The organism is Rhizobium rhododendri, assembly GCF_007000325.2.
Taxonomy (GTDB): domain Bacteria; phylum Pseudomonadota; class Alphaproteobacteria; order Rhizobiales; family Rhizobiaceae; genus Rhizobium; species Rhizobium rhododendri.
Window position 1 is genome coordinate 1,831,117 of record NZ_CP117267.1, and the last position, 21,142, is coordinate 1,852,258.

Here is a 21,142-nt window from a genome sequence, read left to right on the forward strand (position 1 = left end):
GGATCTTTCTAGAGCAATTCCAGCCGATGAAAAGATACCCTGCGACAGCGGCGCTCAGCCGTTTCCGGATAACAGCCGCGCAGCGGCGGCCCGCGCCTCGTCGGTGATCGATGCGCCGGCCAGCATGCGGGCAATTTCCTCGGTCCGGTCCTCCGGCTCCATCGTCGCCACCCGCGTGGTGATCTTATCGGAGCCATCGGCAGACGGGCCCTTGGAAATCAGCAGGTGGGTCGCAGCGCGGGCCGCCACCTGCGGCGCATGGGTGACGGACAGAACCTGCACCTTCTCCGACAGCCGCTTCAGCCGCTGGCCGATGGCATCCGCCACCGCCCCGCCGACACCGGTGTCGATCTCGTCGAAGACCAGCGTCGGTGCCGAGCCGCGGTCGGCCAGCGCCACCTTAAGCGCCAGCAGAAAGCGTGACAGCTCGCCGCCCGATGCCACCTTCATGATCGGTCCCGGACGGGTGCCGGGGTTGGTTTGGACATGGAATTCGACGACATCGATGCCCTCGGCGGCGCCGGCCGCCGGATCGGTGGTGATCTCGACCATGAAACGCGCGCGCTCCAGCTTCAGTGCCGGCAACTCGGCCATCACGGCGTCGCTGAGCGACGTTGCGGCATAATGGCGCTTTTCGGAAAGGCTCTGGGCGGCACGATCAAAAAGCCCCTTGGCAACCGCCAGTTCGGCATCGAGCTTGGCGAGCTTCTCCTCGCCGGCATCCACCTCAGCCAGATCGGCAATCATCTTCTCGGCGAGATCAGGCAGGCCGGTGACCGGAACGGAATATTTGCGCGCGGCTCCGCGCAAGGCAAACAGCCGCTCCTCCACCCGCTCCAGTTCGCGCGGGTCGTATTCGGTCTTGCGCAATGCCGCCTCGACTTCCATCTGCGCATTCGACAACTGGTCGAGGGCTGCGTCCAGCAGGGCGACGGTGTCTTCCAGCAGGCCGGGCGCTTCCTGGCTCTTGCGCTCGAGGCGCCGCACCAGCGAGGCGATATGCGGCACGGGAGAGGCATTGCCGTTCAGGAACTCGGAGGCCTCTGAAATATCGCCGGCAATGCGCTCGGCTTTCATCATCTTCGAGCGGCGCTCGGCAAGATCGTCCTCTTCGCCATCCTGCGGAGAGAGCGTTTCCAGCTCCTCGACGGCGGCGCGAAGATAATCGGCCTCGCGGGCGGCAAGCTCTATCTTGTCGCGATGCTTCTTCAAAGCCCGTTCGCATTCGCGCCACTGGCGGTAGAGGCCGGAAACGGCGACGACCTCATCGGTGAGACCAGCAAAGGCATCGAGCAAGGTGCGATGGGCGTTGGTGTCGACGAGAGCGCGGTCGTCGTGCTGGCCGTGGATTTCGACCAGCAGCTGCCCGGCCTGGCGCATCAATTGGACGCTCAGCGCCTGGTCGTTGACGTATGCCTTAGTGCGGCCGTCCGCAGACTGGGTGCGTCGGAAAATGAGGTCGCCTTCGTCGTCGATACCGTTTTCACGGAGCAGCTTGCGGGCGCCATGGTCAATTGCCACATCGAAGACGGCGGTGATCTGGCCGCGTTCCTCGCCGTGGCGCACGAGCCCACCGTCGCCGCGGCCGCCCATGGCCAGCGACAGGCTGTCGAGCAGGATGGACTTGCCGGCGCCGGTCTCGCCGGTCAGAACCGACAAACCTTTTTCGAAGGCAAGGTCCAGCCGCTCGATCAGGACGATATCGCGGATCGAAAGCTGGACCAGCATCTCTTATTGGTTCTCAACTGCTACCGAGAAGAAGCTTCTTGCCGGCACGTGCGATCCACGATCCCTCGTTCTGGCGTGGTTCGACGCCACCGCTCTTCAGCAGCTTGTACGAGTCGGCATACCACTGGCTGTCGGGATAGTTATGGCCGAGCACGGCAGCGGCAGTCTGTGCTTCCTCAACGATGCCCATGGCGTAATAGGCTTCGACGAGACGCGCCAGCGCTTCCTCGATCTGGTTGGTGGTCGGATAGTTCTCGACGACGACGCGGAAGCGCGAGATAGCGGCGAGGTAATCCTTGCGTTCCAGATAGTAGCGACCAACCTGCATTTCCTTGCCGGCCAGCTGGTCCTTGGCGAAGCGGATCTTTGCCTGGGCGTCATCGACGTATTCAGACTTCGGATAGTTGTCGATCACCTTCTGCATCGCCTCGATGGTCTGCTGCGAGGCGCGCTGGTCCTGCGTGACGCTGACGATCTGCTTGGCATAGGAGGCGCCGACCAGATACTGCACGTAGGCAGCATCCTCGGAACGCGGATACTGCTTCATGTAGGTGTTGCCGGTCGTCACGGCCTCGTCGTAGTTGCCGGTGCGATACTTGACGAACGTGCTCATGACCAGCGCCTTGCGGCCCCAGTCCGAGAATGGCTCCTGGCGGGTGATGGCATCGAACTTCTTGCCGGCCTCGCCCATGTTGCCTGCCTTGATGTTGGCAAGGCCCTGATTGTAAAGCTGCTCCGGCGGATCGGTCTCAACGCCGAGCTTGGTGATGTCGATGTCCTTGTCCGACTGGCAACCGGATACGAACGCGCCGGTCCCTGCGAGGAGAAGCGTGACGAGCAAAGCCCGCGCTGTAATCTTCATGCTTTCAGATCCTGCAAAACCCATTCGGAAATTCCCAATTACCGCCACGACAAAAAACGAGTGCTACCGGCCCGCGTTTCTATCCATAAAAGCGTCGTCAGGGCAACGCAATGATGAACCATTAACGCATTTTTGTGGCGCATCCACGAGATTTACCCGCATCCTGCCACCTTGCTGCCTTTCGTCCGCCCAAGAAAAAGCCGCCCCCTTTCGGAGGCGGCTACCCTGGTCGAACATTATCTGGAGGTCATGCGGACCAGGGAGCAAACTCGGGTGCGTTGACGGCGACGAAGTCGCGCGCTGCCGGCCGGCGGCGCGGCACGGACGTCTCGACAACTTCATAGGCAGACGTGTCGCTGAGGAGTGCCTTCAGTGCGTTGGCATTCATCTTGTGGCCACCGCGGTACGAGCGGTAGCAGCCGATGAACTGCGTGCCGGCAAGGGCAAGATCGCCAACAGCATCGAGCGTCTTGTGACGCACGAACTCGTCCTTGGCATAGCGCAGGCCCTCGACATTGATGACCGTGTTGTCGTCTGAGATGACGACCGAATTTTCCAGCGACGAACCGAGCGCATGACCGGATGCCCAGAGACGCTCGACATCGCGCATGAAGCCAAAAGTCCGGGCGCGCGACAGTTCTTTCTTGAAGGTCTCGGCGTTCAGGTCGCCTTCCCACTTCTGGCGGCCGATCAGCGGGCAATCGAAATCGATTTCGACTTCGAAGCGCGTGCCGTCATAGGGGCGGAACTCGCACCATGAGCCACCCGATTCGATGCGAACCGGCTTGACGATGCGGATGTAGCGGCGCTTGACGCCGAGTGGCACGATGCCGGTCTGCTCGAAAGCTTCGATGAACGGATACGAGCTGCCATCCATGATCGGCATCTCGGCGCCCTGGACTTCGACCACAACGTTGTCGAGGCCGATGGCATAGATTGCCGCCATGACATGCTCGACGGTCGCGACAGAACGGGCAGCCGAAAAGCCGAGAACGGTGCACAGATCGGTGTTGCCGACCTGCGAGGATACGGCGCGAAGCTCAGTGACATCGCCGTTATCGTGGATGCGCTGGAAAACGACGCCGGTGTCGGCTTCGGCAGGAAGAAAGGTGATCGACACGTTGGCGCCGGAATGAACGCCGATGCCGGAGAGTGTGACGGGGGCTGCAACAGTTGTCTGAAAACCCAGCAATCCAATTGCCATTTACGTTCTGCCTTATCATCCTGCACCGAACCGACTTGCTTTTGAGAGACTGCGATGTCGTGGTTCGGTCTGTTACTTGGCACGAAATTCAAAGTTGATCCGAAGAGCGGATGCGATTCCGTAGTGCGCTTGGTATCTACATACGCGCCACGCCGCGGCAAACCAAATCACTGTTTCTTTCGCAATGTAACGGAATCAGGTCACTGAAATTCCTAGGTAATTTCGCGCGGCACAGGCCAGATAAAACATAACCCCCGGAGCAGATATCTGCGCCGGGGGCCAAAGTTTGCGGGGCTGCCGGATCAGTTCGACTGACGGCGCAGGAATGCCGGGATCTCGAGCTGGTCGTCTTCATTGCTCATGCGCGGCTGTGGCTGCTGGCGACCGTGATCGTCAAGCTGGCCGCGACGCGGAGCATAGAGGCTGGCCTCTGCGGACAGCGGCCGGCGCTGCTGCGAAGCCGCAGTCGGTGCCGGAGCGGTCATGTCGGCGGAAACATCGTCCTCGTCGCGACGACCAAGCGAATTGGTGATTCGCTTCAGCAGACCCATCGGGCCGCGTTCTTCGGCAGCGGCATGGTTCGGCTGTGCACGATGATCCATCTCGGCTTTGACGACCGGAGAGAAATCCTCGACCTTTGGCATGCGGACCGCTTCCGCGGTCTGGCGGACCATCGGATCCTGGCGCATCGGTGCAGGCTGCGGAGCCTGCATGACGGGCTGCTGCATGACCGGAGCCGGCTGCGGTGCGGGTGCCGACTGACGCAGCACCGGTGCTGCGGCTTCCGGGGCTGCGAAGATACGGCTCTGCGGGCGGAAGGTTTCTTCCTGCATCACAGGCTGCTGGACCGGCTGGGGAGCTGGCGCAACCTGGCGGGTGGTCAGCATTTCCAGTTCGCGTTCCATGTCGGCTTCCGCCATGCGGATCGTCTGGGCGATAGGATCGGCAGCCTTTGGTGCCTGCGCGACATAGGCAGGCTGAGCAGCGGCCGGTGCCGGGGCAACGGCCGCAGAAGGACGGACAATCGGCTTCGGTGCGGAGCGGAGTTCCATGTTCCGTTCGGCTGTCATGTTCATCGCACGGTCGATGCCGGTGGCAACGACGGAGACGCGGATGATGCCTTCGAGCGATTCGTCGAACGTTGCGCCGAGGATGATGTTGGCGTCCGGATCGACTTCCTCACGGATGCGGGTCGCAGCTTCGTCGACTTCGAACAGCGTCAGGTCACGGCCGCCGGTGATCGAGATCAGCAGGCCCTGTGCACCCTTCATAGAGGTTTCGTCGAGCAGCGGGTTGGCGATCGCAGCTTCTGCAGCCTGCATGGCGCGGCCGTTGCCCGATGCTTCGCCGGTGCCCATCATTGCACGGCCCATTTCGCGCATGACGGAACGAACGTCGGCGAAGTCGAGGTTGATGAGACCTTCCTTGACCATCAGGTCGGTGATGCAGGCAACGCCCGAATAGAGAACCTGGTCGGCCATGGCGAACGCATCGGCGAACGTCGTTTTGTCGTTGGCGATCCGGAACAGGTTCTGGTTCGGGATGACGATCAGGGTGTCGACCGACTTCTGCAGTTCCTGGATACCCATTTCGGCCAGACGCATGCGGCGTCCACCTTCGAAGTGGAACGGCTTGGTGACGACGCCAACCGTCAGGATGCCCTTGTTGCGGGCGGCCTGGGCGACGACGGGAGCAGCACCGGTGCCCGTACCACCGCCCATGCCGGCGGTGACGAAGCACATATGCGTGCCCTGCAGGTGATCGACGATCTCGTCGATGCACTCTTCAGCGGCAGCGCGGCCGACTTCCGGCTGCGAGCCGGCGCCGAGGCCTTCCGTGACGTTGACGCCGAGCTGGATGATCCGCTGTGCCTTGGTCATGGTCAGCGCCTGCGCATCTGTATTGGCGACCACGAAGTCGACGCCCTGGAGGCCGGCTGTGATCATGTTGTTGACGGCATTGCCGCCACCGCCACCGACACCGAACACGGTGATGCGGGGCTTAAGCTCGGTGATATCTGGCTTCTGCAGCTTGATCGTCATGGTACCGTTCCTTCTTGTCTATGACCGCGTCGCCACGCCAGCCAATTCACTCAATGTGCTCGCCCGTGCCGGAAGGCATTGCCGCCCGGCCCGGAAACTCAAAAACTTTCTTTCAGCCACTGCCCGACCCGGGCAATGCGGCTGTTGTTGCCGCCGAGCGACGAAAGCAGACCGCTGCCGCCCATATGCGTTTCCAGATCCGCCACCTGCGGATAGATCATCAGGCCGACCGCCGTCGAAAAGGCAGGTCCCTTGGCTGCCGTCGGCAGGCCGGAAATGCCCATCGGGCGGCCGATGCGGACGTTCCGCGCGAGGATATGGCGCGCCACTTCCGGCAGGCCGGTCAGCTGGCTCGCACCACCCGTCAGCACGACGCGCTTTCCGACGATCGGGCTGAAGCCCGAGCGCTGGATACGGTCGCGGATCAGCTCCAGCGTTTCCTCGATACGGGCGCTGACGATGCGCGATACCAGCGCACGCGGCACCTGGGTCGGCTGGTCGCGGTCATCCTCGCCAATTGGCGGGATGGAAATCATTTCGCGGTCGTCGCCCGGATTGGGCAGCGCCGAAGCGTGCACGACCTTCAGCCGTTCTGCGTCCTCGATACGGGTCGACAGGCCACGGGCCAGATCGGTCGTGACGTGATGACCGCCGATGCTGACCGCATCCGTGTGCACGAGCTTGCCTTCGGCAAACACCGAGATCGTAGTGGTGCCGCCGCCCATGTCGATGGCGGCGCATCCGAGTTCGACCTCGTCGTCGACCAGGGCAGCCAGACCGCTGGCATAAGGCGTTGCCACCATGCCCTCGACCGACAGGTGGGCACGGTTGACGCTGAGTTCGAGATTGCGCAATGCCGAGCGCTCAGCCGTCACCACATGCATGTCGACGCCAAGCGCGTCGCCGAACATCGCCAGCGGATCGCGAACGCCGCGCTCGCCGTCGAGCGAGTAGCCCGTCGCCAGCGAATGCAGGATGGCACGATCCTGGCGCAGCGATTGCTGGCAGGCGGCCGTCAGGACCTTCTTCAGATCGGTGGCTTCGACTTCCTGACCGCCGAGATCGATGGTTGCCGTATAGATGTCGCTTCCGAGGCGACCGGCCGAGACGTTGACGATCAGGCTCTCGACCGTCAGGCCCGCCATTCGCTCGGCAGCGTCGACCGCAAGGCGGATGACGCCTTCGACTGCATCGAGATCGGCGATGACGCCCGTCTTGATGCCGCGTGAGCGCTGGTGGCCGATGCCGATGATTTCGATGTTGTGCGTGCGGCCGGGAAGAACCTGCGTTTCCTCGCGCGGCGTCAGCCGACCGATCATGCAGACGATCTTCGTCGAGCCGATGTCGAGCACGGAGACGATATGCGAGCGCTTCGACGAAAGCGGCTTCAGGCGCGGCAAGCCGAAATGGGACGAACCGAATAAGCTCATGTGTCTTGTCCCGCCTTTTTCAGAGCCTTGGTTCTCAAATCCAGCGCCGCCTGTCGGCGCACCATCGCATCCGGCGTCAGTTCCACCGTCGTGCGATCTTCGAGACGAAGGTCGACGGCAGCGATGTCGCGCGCCAGAAGGTTCTGTTCCTTGTCCAGCTTTGCCAGCTTTGCGAGCGCCTGCTGCAGGTCGTCTTCCGGCAGCTTGATGACGATGCCGCTGTCGAGATAGAGATCCCAGCGGCGACCGGCGACACGCACAAAAGCCTTGACGTGGCTGCGAAGGTCCGGCCAGGCGGCAAACATGTCACCGACCGAAGTCGCGGCCTTCTCGGCTTCGCGCCCGACGAACAATGGCAGGGACGCAAACTTGTTGTCGCGCAGCGGCGCGATGACCGTACCGTTCTGCTCGATCAGCGAAAGCTCGGCGCCGTGCTGCCAGATACCGTAAGCGGCCTTCTCCTTGAGCTTCACCTCGATGGTCTTCGGATAGACCTTGCGAACCTCGACGTTTTCGACCCAGGGAAGGCTGGCAATCTTCTGGCGCGCGGCATCGACGTCGAGTGCGACAAGCGATGTCGTGCCATCGAGGCCGAGAAGCTGCAGGATTTCGATTTCAGAAGTCTGGTCGTTGCCCGAAACCTTGACGTCCTCGATAGCAAAGCCGGCTGCCGCCGTCGTTGCCTGGGCGACAGTCTGCGTATGACCGCCGAGCGACATGCCGTAGAGGCCTGTCGCGGCAAGGAAAGCTATGGCGGAGACAGTGCCGAGATGTGGTGGAACGTAGATGCGCCCGGAGCCGAGGCTCACCAGGAAACGCACGGCACGACGGAGCGGCCGCGGCAGGACGAACAGGTCCTCCGGCTGATCGAACAGCACCGGAGCACGGTGCCTCGAGCGCTTCATCCTTTTGACCGTCAACGCAAACATGACGCGTCCTCCACCATCCACCGGAGAAATTCGCCAAACGAGTAGCCGGCGTGGCCTGCCATTTCCGGCACAAGCGAAGTCGGGGTCATGCCGGGCTGGGTATTGATCTCTAGCCAGATAAGTTCACCATCCTCGGAAAAGCGGTCGTCGTAGCGAAAGTCTGATCGTGTGACTCCGCGGCAGCCGATTGCTTGATGCGCCGTTAACGCTAATCTTTGTATTTTTTGGTAAATATTTGGTGAAATTTCTGCGGGAATTACGTGTTTCGAGCCGCCTGCGACATATTTCGAGTCATAGTCATAGAAGCTGTGTCCCTGCGGCACGATCTCGGTGACTGCCAAAGCCTTGTCGCCCATGACGCCACAGGTGAACTCGCGGCCGGCAATGTAGCGCTCGACCAGCACGTCGTCGCCGTAGCGCCATTCCGACGACGTGATAACCTGCGGCGGGTGCGCCTGGTCTTCCTTGACGATGACGACGCCGAAGCTCGAACCTTCCCGGACCGGCTTGACAACATAGGGTGCCGGCATCGGATGCTCGGACCCGAAGTCGAAACGGCTCATCAGCAATGATTCGGCAACCGGCACGCCGGCATCGGCAGCCACCAGCTTGGCGCGCGACTTGTCCATCGCCAGCGCAGACGCAGCCACGCCGGAATGGGTATAGGGGATCTGCAGGTATTCAAGCACGCCCTGGATCGTGCCGTCTTCACCGAAGGGGCCATGCAGGGCGTTGAAGACGACATCGGGCGCAAGATCGGCGAGCCGCGCCGAGATATCGCGATCGACATCGATCAGCGAGATCCGGTAGCCCTGCCCTTCGAGAGCGTCAGCGCATGCCTTCCCCGACGACAGGCTGACCGGCCGTTCCGAGGAAAAACCGCCAAACAGGACGGCTACATGCTTCTCACTCATCGATACCCCCAAAAATACAGCTCTTTGCGACAGCACGCTTGCGCGAAGCTTTTACCGGGCGATTCCACCGGCTTCTGAATGAGCCTATTAGAGCGTCATTATAGTTAACGAAGCGTTTACTTTGGTTAACCCGATGCATCTTTTGCCGCCACCGACCCAAAAGAATCAAAATCCCGATGGCAATTACCCTCTTGGAATCAGAGCTTTAGATCCGTGGCAAGAGGCGCCTTCGATTTTCTTAATCCTGGACATCACCCCGGCGGGAGCCTCCGATCCGAGATATGCAACCCCTGCGATACCGGAGTGATTGCGAGTAACGGCAGACGCGTCGCCGGTTCGACTTGAGATCCCTGCGGATCAGCCGGAGACACCCGACGATGCGGACATTATTGTGCGACGCATCAACGATTTCGTTCGGGAAATTGCTACTTTGGCGTTTGCGCCGGTCTTAAATTGCGTTAAGGCCCGTGAAGTTGAACTTAGCATTCCGGATTGGTAGGAAAATGAAACAAGCGATATCGCCATTATCGCCGGCTCCCTCGTCGCGAAACAGTGCCTCCCTGAATTCGCCGTCACGCGTTCTGCTGGCAAGCCTGATCGGCACCACCATCGAATTCTTCGACTTTTACGTTTACGCGACGGCTGCAGTCCTCGTTTTCCCGACGCTGTTCTTTCCGACCAGCGATCCGACCACCGGCGTCCTGCAATCATTCGCGACTTTTTCAATCGCCTTCTTCGCCCGTCCTATCGGCGCCATCGTGTTCGGCCATTTTGGTGACCGCATCGGCCGCAAGGTGACGCTCGTTGCAGCCCTCATGACCATGGGCATCTCGACGGTACTGATCGGCTTCCTGCCCTCCTACGCCTCGATCGGCGTGGCCGCGCCTCTGCTGCTGGCGATCTGCCGCTTTGGCCAGGGCTTCGGTCTCGGGGGCGAGTGGGGCGGCGCGGTGCTGCTGGCGACGGAGAATGCGCCGGAGGGCAAGCGCTCCTGGTACGGCATGTTCCCGCAACTCGGTGCACCCGTCGGCCTGTTCCTGTCGTCGGCCGTCTTCTGGCTGCTGCTGCACTTCATCTCCCAGGAAGACTTCATCACCTGGGGCTGGCGCGTGCCGTTCATCGCCTCGATCATCCTGATCGGCATCGGCCTCTGGGTCCGTCTGTCGATCACCGAGACCCCGGAGTTCAGCGAAGCCGTCGCCCGCAAGGAGCGTGTTGCCGTTCCCGTGGTCGAAATCCTGAAGAACCACAAGCGCAGCCTTGTCCTCGGCACCTTCGTGGCGCTGGCAACCTTCGTGCTCTTCTACATCGGCACGGCCTACCTGCTGTCCTACAACGTCAAGGTCCTGAAGATCAGCTTCCTCGACGCGCTTCTCGTGCAGATCGTCGCCTCGGTGTTCTTCGGCATCTTCTGCCCGATCGCCGGCAAGCTGTCGGACCGCTTTGGCCGCCGCACCGTGCTCGTCGCCACGACGGTCGCGATCGGTGTCTTCTCGTTCTTCCTGCAGACCCTGCTGACCGGTGGCCTCACCGAGATCTACATCTTCGCAGCTGTCAGCATGGCATTGATGGGGATGACCTACGGCCCGATCGGAACTGCGCTGGCAGCGCCGTTCCCGGTGGCAGTGCGCTACACCGGCGCCTCCATCACCTTCAACTTTGCCGGCATCTTCGGCGCCTCGCTGGCACCCTTTATCGCCACCTGGCTCGCCAGCAACTACGGCCTTGCCTATGTCGGCTACTATATGGCAATCGCCGCCTTCATCACGCTGATCTGCATCCTGCTCTCAGGCAACGAAGAGATCTGATCCACACAATCGCATCGAAAAAGGCCGCGAAACATCTGTTTCGCGGCCTTTTTTTCTAACTAAGTATCGGTTCCCAGCAGGCGCTCTGCTATTTACCTACTCCGTCGTCACACCATGGAACGGACGAACCTCGCGGCCATCCATGAAGGTTCCGAGCCGTTTGATTTCCCATTCCAGCTTGACGCCGGATTTCTCGAACACCTCGCGGCGAACCTGCTCGCCGAGATATTCCAGATCGTAGCCAGTCGCCTGGCCCATGTTGATCATGAAATTGCAATGCAGCGACGACATCTGCGCGCCGCCGATGACGAGACCACGGCAGCCGGCCTCGTCGATGACTTCCCAGGCGGAAAGGCCCGGCGGGTTCTTGAACGTCGAGCCGCCGGTCTTTTCGCGGACCGGCTGAACGGTCTCGCGATGATTGCGCACGGCATCCATGTCGGCACGGATCTTGGCCTTGTCCTCGGTATAACCCTCGAACACCACATCGGTGAAGATCAGGTCGGCCGACGCTGACGAATGGCGGTAGGTGTAGCCCATGTCGGCATTGCTCAGCACATGCTTGTTGCCGCTGCGATCAACAGCATGGACCTCGACCAGCCGGTCGCAGGTCTCGACGCCATTGGCGCCGGCATTCATGCGCGCCGCACCGCCGATCGAGCCCGGGATGCCGTAGTAGAAATGGAAACCGCCGATGCTGTTATCCATGGCCATGGCGGCGACATGCTTGTCGGGGCAGATGGCCCCCGCCTTGATACGGTTTTCCCCGGCCAGTTCGAGCGAGCCAAACCCCTTGGCAGACAGCCGCAGCACGACGCCGGGAATACCGCCGTCACGCACGAGGATGTTCGAGCCGACACCGACGACCATCAGCGGCACTTCCGGAGGCAACAGCTTCAGGAAGGTGACGAGGTCATCCGTATCGTGGGGCTGGAACATAAGCTCCGCCAATCCGCCGGCACGAAACCAGGTGACGCGATCCATCGGTGCATCCGGCGTCAACCGTCCGCGAATATTCTTGACGCCGTCGCCCAAAGACGCGAGCAGCTTTTCTCCATTGACCTGCTTCATGCGGATTTACCCGAAAGGCCTTCCAGTTCCTGTGGCAACGCTGCGGCCCAATAGGTTATGCTGCCAGCCCCTAACAAAACCACAAAATCGCCCGGCTTTGCAATCTCCGCGACCATTCCGGCCAAACGATCCGGCGAAGGCAGGTAACGGGCGTCGCGATGGCCGCCGGCCTTGATGCGCGACACCAGGGCTTCCGAATCGACGCCCTCGATCGGTTCCTCGCCGGCCGAGTAGACCGGCGCGAGGAAGATGCTGTCGGCGTCGTTGAAGCAGGCGGCGAATTCCTCGAACAAGCTCGAAAGCCGCGTAAAACGGTGCGGCTGGTGAACGGCGATGATCCGGCCGGAGCACGATTCGCGCGCCGCCTTCAAAACCGCTTTGATCTCGACCGGATGATGCCCGTAATCGTCGAAGATCTTCACGCCATTCCACTCGCCGGTCAGCGTGAAGCGGCGCTTGACGCCGCCGAACGCCGCAAGGCCACGGGCTATGTCTTCGTTGGAAATGCCGAGCCGGTTGGCAACGGCAATGGCCGCGGTGGCATTGGCGATATTGTGACGGCCTGGCATCGGCAACACGAGATCCTTGATCTCGATAACCTTGCCGGTGCGGCGGCGACGGATTTCGATGTCGAACAGCGACCGCGTCCCGTCGATGCGGACATTCATGAAGCGCACGTCGGCCTGCGGGTTCTCCCCATAGGTGATGACCTTGCGGTCCTCGATACGGCCGACGAGCGTCTGGACTTCCGGATGATCGAGGCACAGCACCCCGAAACCATAGAACGGGACATTTTCGACAAACTGCCGGAAAGCAGCCCGTACGGCATCGAAGGTGCCGTAGTGATCGAGATGCTCGGGATCGATGTTGGTGATAACGGCGACGTCTGCCGGCAGCTTCAGGAAGGTGCCGTCCGATTCGTCGGCCTCGACCACCATCCACTCGCCCTCGCCCATGCGGGCATTGGTGCCGTAGGCGTTGATGATGCCGCCGTTGATGACGGTTGGATCGAGTCCACCTGCTTCGAGCAGCGTCGCCACCATAGAGGTCGTGGTTGTCTTGCCGTGCGTGCCGCCAATGGCAATCGCATTGCGGAAGCGCATCAGCTCGGCCAGCATTTCGGCGCGGCGAACCACTGGCAGCAGCTTTTCGCGCGCGGCGATCAGTTCCGGGTTATCCTTCCTGATGGCGGTCGAGACCACCACCACTTCGGCTTCACCCAAGTTCTCCGCCTTGTGGCCGATGAGAACCTCGATGCCCTTGGCGCGCAGGCGCTGGACATTGGCGCTGTCCGCCTGGTCCGACCCCTGCACCTTGTGGCCGAGATTGTGCAGCACCTCGGCGATGCCGCTCATGCCGATGCCGCCGATGCCGATGAAATGTACGAGGCCGATGGCCTTAGGCAGCTTCATGCGCCTGCCCCCTTGAATTCTGCAATTGAACGTTTGTCGGCAATAGCCTCTACAAGATCCGCGAGCAAGTTTGCTGCCTCCGGCTTCCCCGTCGATTTCGCAGCAGCGGCCATCTTGGCGAGCTTTTCGGGCGAATTCATCGAGCCTCGCAAGATCGCCGACAGTTTTTCCGACGAGAGCTCCGACTGTGCAATGACCTTGGCTCCGCCATTCGCGGCAAGCGCTGCGGCATTGGCCGCCTGGTCGTGGTCGAGAGCATAGGGATAAGGCACGAGGATCGCCGGTCGGCCGATGACCGCAAGCTCGGAGACCGTCGAGGCGCCGGAGCGGCAAATCACGAGGTGGGCAGCCGCAATCCGCTCGGCCATGTCGTTGAAGAACGGCGCGATGTCTGCTCCCATCTGCAGATGGACGACGCAGTTATTGACCGTCTCCATGTCCTCGACCCGCACCTGCTGGGTGATCCGCAGCCGGTTGCGGAGCGGCTCCTCCAGCAGGCTGACTGCGGTCGGAATAGCCTTGGAAAAGAACTGCGCGCCCTGGCTGCCGCCGAAGACGACGAGGTTGAACGGCTCATCCGGACCGGATGGATGATAGGGCGTCTTGGCTGCCTCGATGACGGCCGGCCGCACGGGATTGCCGGTGGTAACCGTCTTTTCCGGGTACGCACCGCCATTGTCCGGCAGGAAGCCGCCGGCAATCGCTTTCACGCGGCCGGCCAGCGCCTTGTTAGCACGGCCCATCACGGCATTCTGCTCGTGGATGACGGTTGGCACGCCCATGCGTGTCGCGGCGAGCAACGGGGGAATCGTTGGATAACCGCCGAAACCGACGACGCAAAGCGGGCCGATGTTGCGGATCAGCTTTCGGGCCGCGCGCATGCCGGTCCAGAGCGTCCAGAGCGAGCGGGCGAGATTGACCGGGTTCTTGGAGCCGATCGTTGCGGAAGGCACCACGTGGATCTCGTCGGCTGGAAAGGAGCCCGCATAGCGCTCGGCGCGGCTGTCGGTGACCAGATGCACGGAGTAACCCCGATCGCGCAGCTTGTAGGCCAGCGCTTCGGCTGGAAATACATGGCCGCCGGTGCCACCGGCGGCGAGAAGAATGATGCCCTTGCTCATCGCATCACTCCGCCGGAACGCCGTGGGTCACGCGAAACAGGCTGCGCTCCTGCATGCGCTTCTCCGGTCGGTGACGGGTCAGCGCCAGGATGAAGCCTGCGGTGACGCAGATCGCGATCATCGACGAACCACCGTAGGAGATCAGTGGCAGGGTCATGCCCTTGGCCGGCAGCAACTGCAGGTTCACGCCGACATTGATGATAGACTGGATGCCGATCTGCAGCACCAGGCCGGCAACGGCGAAGCGGTTGAAGTCGTTCTTCTCACGGTAGGCATGAGATAGTCCGCGCAGGACGAGGACCGCGAAGATGCAGACCAGGAACATGCAGAAGATGATGCCGAACTCTTCCGCAGCCACCGAGAAGATGAAGTCGGTGTGGGCGTCGGGAATGATGCGTTTGACGATACCCTCGCCCGGACCGACGCCGAACCAGTCGCCGCGCACAATTGCCTCGCGGGCTGTATCGACCTGAAAGGTATCGCCTTCGCCGGTCAGGAACTTGTCGATGCGCAGCGCCACGTGCGGGAAGACGTAATAGGCGCTGAAAAGACCACCCACGCCCATGCCGCCAAGCACGAAGATCCACAGCCAGGGCATGCCCGCCATGAAGAACATGCCGGCCCAGACGGCCGATGTCAGGATGGTCTGGCCGAGGTCGGGCTGGGCGACCAGCAACGAGGCCACGATACCGAAGAGGATGATGGCAAAGAGGTTGCCCGGAATTTCAGGCTGGCGCGCATGCTCGGCAAAAAGCCAGGCGCAGACGACGACGAAGGCCGGCTTCATGAATTCCGAAGGCTGGATCGACAGGCTGGCGAGATTGACCCAGCGGCGCGAACCCTTGACTTCGACGCCGAAGAACAACGCAAACAGCATCATAGCCAGCGAGACGACAAGAATGATCACAGCCGTCCGGCGCACCTGACGCGGCGTCAGGAACGAAATGCCGATCATCACGGCGATTGCCGGGATGAGGAAAGCGGCATGGCGCTTGACGAAGTGGAACGGTTCAAGCCCGATGCGGGTCGCCACTGCCGGCGACGCTGCAAAGGACAGCATGAAGCCAATGCCGAGAAGCAGGATGAAAATCCCGAGGAAAAAACGATCGATCGTCCAGAACCAGTCGGCCAGGGCCCCACGGTCTACGCGGCTTACCATCTCATGCGCCTCCTGTTGGCGAACCGATCAGCATGGTGATCCCTTCCAGCGCCGACACGTGTGCGACGAAGGAATCCCCTCTGACCTCGAAGTTCTTGTATTGGTCGAAACTTGCGCAAGCCGGTGATAGCATGACAGCAGCGCTGACGCCCTGATCCATCGCCGCATCGGCAGCCGCGTGCAGAACGGCGCGATCAAGCGTGCCGGAAATCTCGTATGGCACGGCCTCGCCCAGAGTGGCTGCAAACTGCGGTGCCGCCTCGCCAATCAGATATGCCTTGGCGATGCGGGGAAACAGCGGTGCAAGCGAAGCGATGCCTCCCTCTTTCGGCAAGCCGCCGGCAATCCAGTAGATCCGCTCGTAGCTCGACAAGGCCGGAGCCGCTGCCTCGGCGTTGGTCGCCTTCGAATCATTGACGAACACGACAGTGCCGCGACGCGCCACCGGCTGCATGCGATGCTTCAGGCCCGGGAACGACGCAAGGCCGGACTGGATATCCTCGACGGATACGCCCACCGCCAGGCAGGCGGCGATGGCCGCTGCGGCGTTCTGGGCATTGTGGCTGCCGCGCAATGTCTGGATGCCGTCGAGATCGGCGATGGCGGCCGTCTCTCCGGCCGATGCCCGGACAATCCGGCTCCCGTCGGCATATAGACCGTCTGACAACACCTGGCGGCGAGAGATGCGCATCACCGTGCCGCCGGCGCGTTCGATGCGGTCGGCAATGACCGTCGAGAAGCTGTCGTCGACGCCGACGATCGACGTACCGCTGCCGGCCACAAGGCGCTCCTTGATATCGGCGTAATGCTGCATGGTCCCATGCCGGTCGAGATGATCGGGGGTCAGGTTGAGGAGGATACCGGCCGAGGGGTTAAGCGTCGGGGCGAGATCGATCTGGTAGGACGAGCACTCGACGACATAATAGCGCTCGGCCCGCGGCGGATCGAGCGTCAGGATGGCGGTACCGATATTGCCGCCCATCTGTGTGTCGCGACCGCTCGATTTCAGGATATGGGCGATCAGCGCCGTCGTCGTCGATTTGCCGTTGGTGCCGGTAATCGCGATGAACGGGCAATCCGGTGCGTGCACGCGACGCTCGCGAACGAACAATTCGACATCGCCGATGATCTCGACGCCTGCCGACCGGGCGAGGTCAACGGTCCAGTGCGGCTTCGGATGGGTCAGCGGCACGCCGGGCGACAGCACGAAGCTCGACAGCCTTGGCCAGTCGATTGTTCTAAGGTCGGCCGTCGGAACGCCGGCGGCCGTCGCCTTGGCAACGCTGTCGGGATTGTCGTCCCAGGCGGTGACGTCAGCACCGCCAGCCACCAGCGCCAGGGCCGTGGCGAGGCCCGAGCCGCCAAGCCCGAACAGCGCAACCCTTTTCCCCTTGAGCGTGGTGACCGCTATCATCTCTTTTACCGCAGCTTCAGTGTAGACAGGCCGACCATCGCGAGCACGACGGCAATGATCCAGAACCGGACGACGACCTGGCTTTCCGTCCAGCCCTTCTTTTCGAAATGATGGTGGATAGGCGCCATCAGGAAAACGCGCCGCCCGGTCATCTTGAAGAAGCCGACCTGGATGATGACCGACAACGTTTCCATGACGAAAAGCCCACCGATGATTGCCATGACGATCTCATGCTTGGTGGCGACGGCAACCGTGCCGATCATGCCACCCAGCGCCAGCGAGCCTGTATCGCCCATGAAAATAGCGGCCGGCGGCGCGTTGAACCACAGGAAACCGAGCCCCGCCCCGATCATCGCCCCAAGCACGACGGAAAGTTCGCCGGTGCCGGGCACGAAATTGATCTGCAGGTAATTGGCAAACACGACGTTGCCGGCGAGATAGGCGATGACGCCGAACGACGCCGCTGCGATCATCACCGGAACGATGGCGAGACCGTCGAGTCCATCCGTCAGGTTGACCGAGTTGCCGGCCGCAACGATGACGAAGCCGCCGAACAGCACGAAAAACAGACCGAGATTGATCATGAAGTCCTTGAAGAAAGGAAAGGCGATCGACGAGCCGAAAGTCGATCCGGCCGGACCCGATGCCAACGCCGAGCGCATCATGAAATATACGGCGATGCACGCAATGACGAATTCGATCAACAGGCGCTTGCGGCCGGAGAAGCCCTTGTCGCTCTGCTTGGTGACCTTGAGATAGTCGTCGTAGAAGCCGATGGCGCCGAAGCCGAGCGTTACCAGGAGAACCGCAACCACATAGACGCTGGAAAGGTCGGCCCACAACAGGCAGGAGCCGACGACACCGGCGATAATCATCAGCCCGCCCATCGTCGGCGTGCCGGCTTTCTTGAAATGCGTCTGCGGTCCATCGGCACGGATCGGCTGCCCCTTGCCCTGGCGAAGGCGAAGAGATGCAATGATTCTCGGTCCGAACAGGAAGACGATCAGTGCCGAGGTGAACAGGGCGCCGCCGGTGCGAAACGTGATGTATCTGAACAGATTGAAGAATTTCACATGTTCAGAGAGGTCGACGAGCCAGATCAGCATCCAGGGCCCTTTCTAGGGTCAAAATTCAATTAGGTTTGCGGCTTCGTGTCGGAAACTGCAGGAAATTTGTCAAGCAAAGCCGCCACGATCTTGCCGAACCCGATGCCGAGCGACGACTTGATCATCAGCACATCGCCGGGCGCAACCGAGGAAAGAACGAAGGCGGTGAGCTCTTCCGTCGTCTCGCGATATTCGACCTGCACTGTTTCAGGCAGCGCCTCTTTCAGGGCTAGCATCTCCGGTCCGGAGAGCCAGGCGTGTTCGATCCCCGCAGCAATCAGCGGACCCGCCAGATCGGCATGCACCCTACGCGCATGTTCGCCCATCTCGAGCATGTCGCCAAGGACGGCGATGCGGCGTCCGCGATCATCACCGGCACCCGTTGCCAGCAGCGCCATTGCCGCGCGCATGGAGGCGGGGTTGGCATTGTAGCTTTCGTCGATGACGGTGAACGTGCCCGCCCTGATCGCAAGCCTGTGGCGTTTGCCGCGGCCCTTTTCCGGCTGCAGCGTCGCCAGCGCCTCGATAGCCCTGTCGAGGTCGCCGCCGACCAGCGTCACGGCGCCAAGCACGGCGAGAGCATTCTCGGCGATGTGGCGCCCGGGTGCACCGATTGCGATCTCGAACGTCTCGCTGCCGAGCGTCAGCCAAAGGGCAGATTTCTCGTCGGAACCGTTGAATTCTGCCAGCCGGAAGTCGGCCTTGGCATGCTGGCCGAAGCTGTAGATCCGCGTAATGCCGAGCGCCTGCGCCTGGCGCTCGAGGAACGAGAACTGGTCGCTGTCGCGGTTGAGGATGATGTCTCCGTCGGGCTCTAGGCCCTCGAAGATCTCCGACTTGGCGGCCGCAATTTCCTTGATGCTCTTGAAGTTGCCGAGATGGGCGGCGGCCACCGTCGTGATGATCGCCACATGCGGGCGGACCATCTTCACCAGCGGCCTGATTTCGTCCGGATGGTTCATCCCGATCTCGAAGACGCCGAAGTCGGTATCGATTGGCATCCGCGCCAGCGTCAGCGGCACACCCCAGTGATTGTTGTAGGATGCGACCGAGGCATGGACCTTGCCGGAGGGCGACAGCACGTGACGCAGCATCTCCTTGGTCGTGGTCTTGCCGACCGAGCCGGTAACGCCGATGATCTTTGCGCGCGACCGATGCCGGCCGGCGATGCCGAGCGTGGTCAATGCCGCCAGCACATCCTCGACGACGATCATCGGCACGGTAAGGCGCCCGAGTGCCGGCAGTCGCGCTTCGCTGACAACCAGCAACGACGCGCCATTGGCCATCGCCATGCTCGCAAAGTCATGCCCATCGACACGATCGCCCTTGATGGCGAAGAAGGCTTCGCCGGGTCCGATCGAACGGCTGTCGATGGAAATTCCCGTAATACCCGCAGGCAACGAGCCAACAGGCCGGCCATGCATGATGTCGATCAGGTCTTCGCTTGTCCAAAGCCAGCTCAAGATGTCGTCTCCCCTAGTGCCCGGCGCACTTCCGCATGATCCGAGAACGGCAAGGTGACACCGGCGACCGTCTGGCCTTCCTCGTGCCCCTTGCCGGCCACGATCAGCGTATCGCCGGCCTTCAGCATGTCGACTGCGGCGCGGATAGCCTCGGCACGGTCCGCGATTTCCGTGGCTGAGGTGGCCGCAGCCATGATTTCGGCGCGGATGGCAGCCGGTTGTTCAGAGCGCGGATTGTCGTCGGTGACGATGACGACGTCGGCCAGCCGGCAGGCGATCTCGCCCATGATCGGCCGCTTGCCACGATCCCGGTCGCCACCGCAGCCAAAGACGACGATGACACGACCGGTGGTAAAAGGCCGCACAGCCGCAAGCACGTTTTCCAGTGCATCCGGCTTGTGGGCGTAATCGACATAGGCAAGCGCGCCGTCGCGCGTCTGGCCGATCAGCTCAAGCCGTCCGGAAGCACCCTGGAGCTTTTCCAGCGCCTGCATTGCCACGGCCGCTGGAGCACCGGTCGAAATCGCAAGGCCGGCTGCAACCAGCGCATTGGCGATCTGGAAATCGCCGGCCAGCGGAATGTGAACCTCGAAGATCTCGGTGCCGAAATGCACCTCGGCGACCTGCTTGTGGCGCGAATGCTCGACCCGCTTCAACGTCAGGAAATTGCCCTTGCGGCCAACGGTGCGGATATCGTGACCAGCCTGCCGGGCAGCAGCTACGGCCTGATCCGACCAGGCGTCGTCGGCAAAGATGACGGCTGGCGATCCCTGCGGCAGCAGCGTATCGAAAAGCCGCATCTTAGCGGCCATATAGGCCTCTACGGTCGGGTGATAGTCCATGTGATCGCGGCCGAGATTGGTAAAGCCAGCAGCCTTGAGACGCACACCATCGAGACGGAACTGGTCAAGCCCATGGCTGGAGGCTTCCATCGCGGCATGGGTCACGCCCTCGTCGGCAAGTTCGGCCAGCAGTTTGTGCAGCGACACCGGATCCGGCGTCGTCAGCGAGCCATAGTCGTTGCGGCTGGGCGAGATGACGCCAGTCGTGCCGATCATTGCGGCGGTGCTTCCGGCATGCGCCCAGATCTGGCGGGTGAAGGAGGCAACGGAGGTCTTGCCGGCCGTACCCGTGACGGCGACCATCGTCTCCGGCTGGCGCCCGTAGAAGCGCGCGGCTGCCAGCGCCAACAGGCGGCGCGGCTCGGACACGGCTACAACCGGAACCGAACCGGCATCCGCCGCATGCCGGGCGAAAATCACAGCAGCGCCGCGCGCAGCGGCATCGGCCACGAAGGCGGCGCCATCGGCCTTGGTGCCGGCAACCGCGACAAAGGCCATTCCCGGCGTAATCTGCCGGCTGTCGGCGGAAAGACCCGTGATGTCGATGTCGCCCAGCGAGCCGCCGACCGGTCCGTTCAACTCGGGAAAATCAGTCCCGACGAGATCACGCAATTTCATGGCGTCTACTTCTTTGTTC

Annotated in this window: 16 protein-coding genes; 1 reads left to right on the forward strand and 15 read right to left on the reverse strand. The window is 62.0% G+C overall.

From position 1 onward, the window contains the following. Positions 1–54: 54 nt before the first annotated feature. The 7 genes from recN to PR018_RS09040 form a co-directional block, all read right to left on the reverse strand. Positions 55–1,728: a DNA repair protein RecN gene (gene recN / locus PR018_RS09010; protein ID WP_142832210.1), complete on the reverse strand. Its 1,674-nt coding sequence runs from the start codon at positions 1,726–1,728 to the stop codon at positions 55–57. Positions 1,729–1,741: 13 nt separating this feature from the next. After that, positions 1,742–2,614, reverse strand: a complete 873-nt coding sequence (locus PR018_RS09015) for an outer membrane protein assembly factor BamD (RefSeq protein WP_202617092.1) — start codon at positions 2,612–2,614, stop codon at positions 1,742–1,744. Positions 2,615–2,837: 223 nt separating this feature from the next. Further along, positions 2,838–3,794, reverse strand: a complete 957-nt coding sequence (gene lpxC / locus PR018_RS09020; RefSeq protein ID WP_142823188.1) for a UDP-3-O-acyl-N-acetylglucosamine deacetylase — start codon at positions 3,792–3,794, stop codon at positions 2,838–2,840. Positions 3,795–4,096: 302 nt separating this feature from the next. Beyond that, the gene (gene ftsZ / locus PR018_RS09025) at positions 4,097–5,836 is read right to left on the reverse strand and encodes a cell division protein FtsZ (RefSeq protein ID WP_142823189.1); all 1,740 of its coding nucleotides are present in this window, start codon (positions 5,834–5,836) and stop codon (positions 4,097–4,099) included. Between the two features lie 98 nt (positions 5,837–5,934). Continuing rightward, complete coding sequence (gene ftsA / locus PR018_RS09030; RefSeq protein WP_111222856.1) at positions 5,935–7,266, reverse strand: cell division protein FtsA; 1,332 nt, start codon at positions 7,264–7,266, stop codon at positions 5,935–5,937. Then, entirely contained in the window at positions 7,263–8,195 is a 933-nt protein-coding gene (locus tag PR018_RS09035) for a cell division protein FtsQ/DivIB (protein ID WP_142823190.1), read from the reverse strand. The genes ftsA and PR018_RS09035 overlap by 4 nt, the downstream gene beginning before the upstream one ends. Continuing rightward, entirely contained in the window at positions 8,183–9,109 is a 927-nt protein-coding gene (locus PR018_RS09040) for a D-alanine--D-alanine ligase (RefSeq protein WP_111222854.1), read from the reverse strand. The genes PR018_RS09035 and PR018_RS09040 overlap by 13 nt, the downstream gene beginning before the upstream one ends. 503 nt (positions 9,110–9,612) lie before the next feature. On the opposite strand from PR018_RS09040, the gene PR018_RS09045 reads away from it, so the two are divergent. Then, positions 9,613–10,917 (forward strand): MFS transporter, encoded by a 1,305-nt coding sequence (locus PR018_RS09045; RefSeq protein WP_142823191.1) that lies wholly within the window; start codon positions 9,613–9,615, stop codon positions 10,915–10,917. Positions 10,918–11,013: 96 nt separating this feature from the next. On the opposite strand, the gene murB is transcribed toward PR018_RS09045, so the two are convergent. Genes murB through PR018_RS09085 form a run of 8 tightly spaced genes read right to left on the reverse strand, consistent with a single transcriptional unit; the run spans position 11,014 to position 21,123 of the window. Continuing rightward, positions 11,014–11,988, reverse strand: a complete 975-nt coding sequence (gene murB, locus PR018_RS09050) for a UDP-N-acetylmuramate dehydrogenase (RefSeq protein ID WP_142823192.1) — start codon at positions 11,986–11,988, stop codon at positions 11,014–11,016. Further along, positions 11,985–13,400 (reverse strand): UDP-N-acetylmuramate--L-alanine ligase, encoded by a 1,416-nt coding sequence (gene murC, locus PR018_RS09055; RefSeq protein WP_142823193.1) that lies wholly within the window; start codon positions 13,398–13,400, stop codon positions 11,985–11,987. Before murC ends, murB begins: the two co-directional genes overlap by 4 nt. Continuing rightward, the gene (gene murG / locus PR018_RS09060) at positions 13,397–14,521 is read right to left on the reverse strand and encodes an undecaprenyldiphospho-muramoylpentapeptide beta-N-acetylglucosaminyltransferase (protein WP_142831464.1); all 1,125 of its coding nucleotides are present in this window, start codon (positions 14,519–14,521) and stop codon (positions 13,397–13,399) included. Before murG ends, murC begins: the two co-directional genes overlap by 4 nt. A gap of 4 nt (positions 14,522–14,525) precedes the next feature. Continuing rightward, a complete protein-coding gene (gene ftsW, locus PR018_RS09065; RefSeq protein ID WP_142823195.1) occupies positions 14,526–15,680 on the reverse strand; it encodes a putative lipid II flippase FtsW in 1,155 nt (384 codons plus the stop codon). Position 15,681: 1 nt separating this feature from the next. Next, positions 15,682–17,094, reverse strand: coding sequence for a UDP-N-acetylmuramoyl-L-alanine--D-glutamate ligase (murD, locus tag PR018_RS09070; RefSeq protein WP_142823196.1), 1,413 nt, complete (start codon positions 17,092–17,094; stop codon positions 15,682–15,684). 5 nt (positions 17,095–17,099) lie between these two features. Then, the gene (gene mraY, locus PR018_RS09075) at positions 17,100–18,200 is read right to left on the reverse strand and encodes a phospho-N-acetylmuramoyl-pentapeptide-transferase (RefSeq protein WP_142823197.1); all 1,101 of its coding nucleotides are present in this window, start codon (positions 18,198–18,200) and stop codon (positions 17,100–17,102) included. 29 nt (positions 18,201–18,229) lie between these two features. Further along, positions 18,230–19,663, reverse strand: a complete 1,434-nt coding sequence (locus PR018_RS09080; protein WP_142823198.1) for a UDP-N-acetylmuramoylalanyl-D-glutamyl-2,6-diaminopimelate--D-alanyl-D-alanine ligase — start codon at positions 19,661–19,663, stop codon at positions 18,230–18,232. Continuing rightward, the gene (locus PR018_RS09085) at positions 19,660–21,123 is read right to left on the reverse strand and encodes a UDP-N-acetylmuramoyl-L-alanyl-D-glutamate--2,6-diaminopimelate ligase (protein WP_142823199.1); all 1,464 of its coding nucleotides are present in this window, start codon (positions 21,121–21,123) and stop codon (positions 19,660–19,662) included. The genes PR018_RS09080 and PR018_RS09085 overlap by 4 nt, the downstream gene beginning before the upstream one ends. Positions 21,124–21,142: the final 19 nt, after the last annotated feature.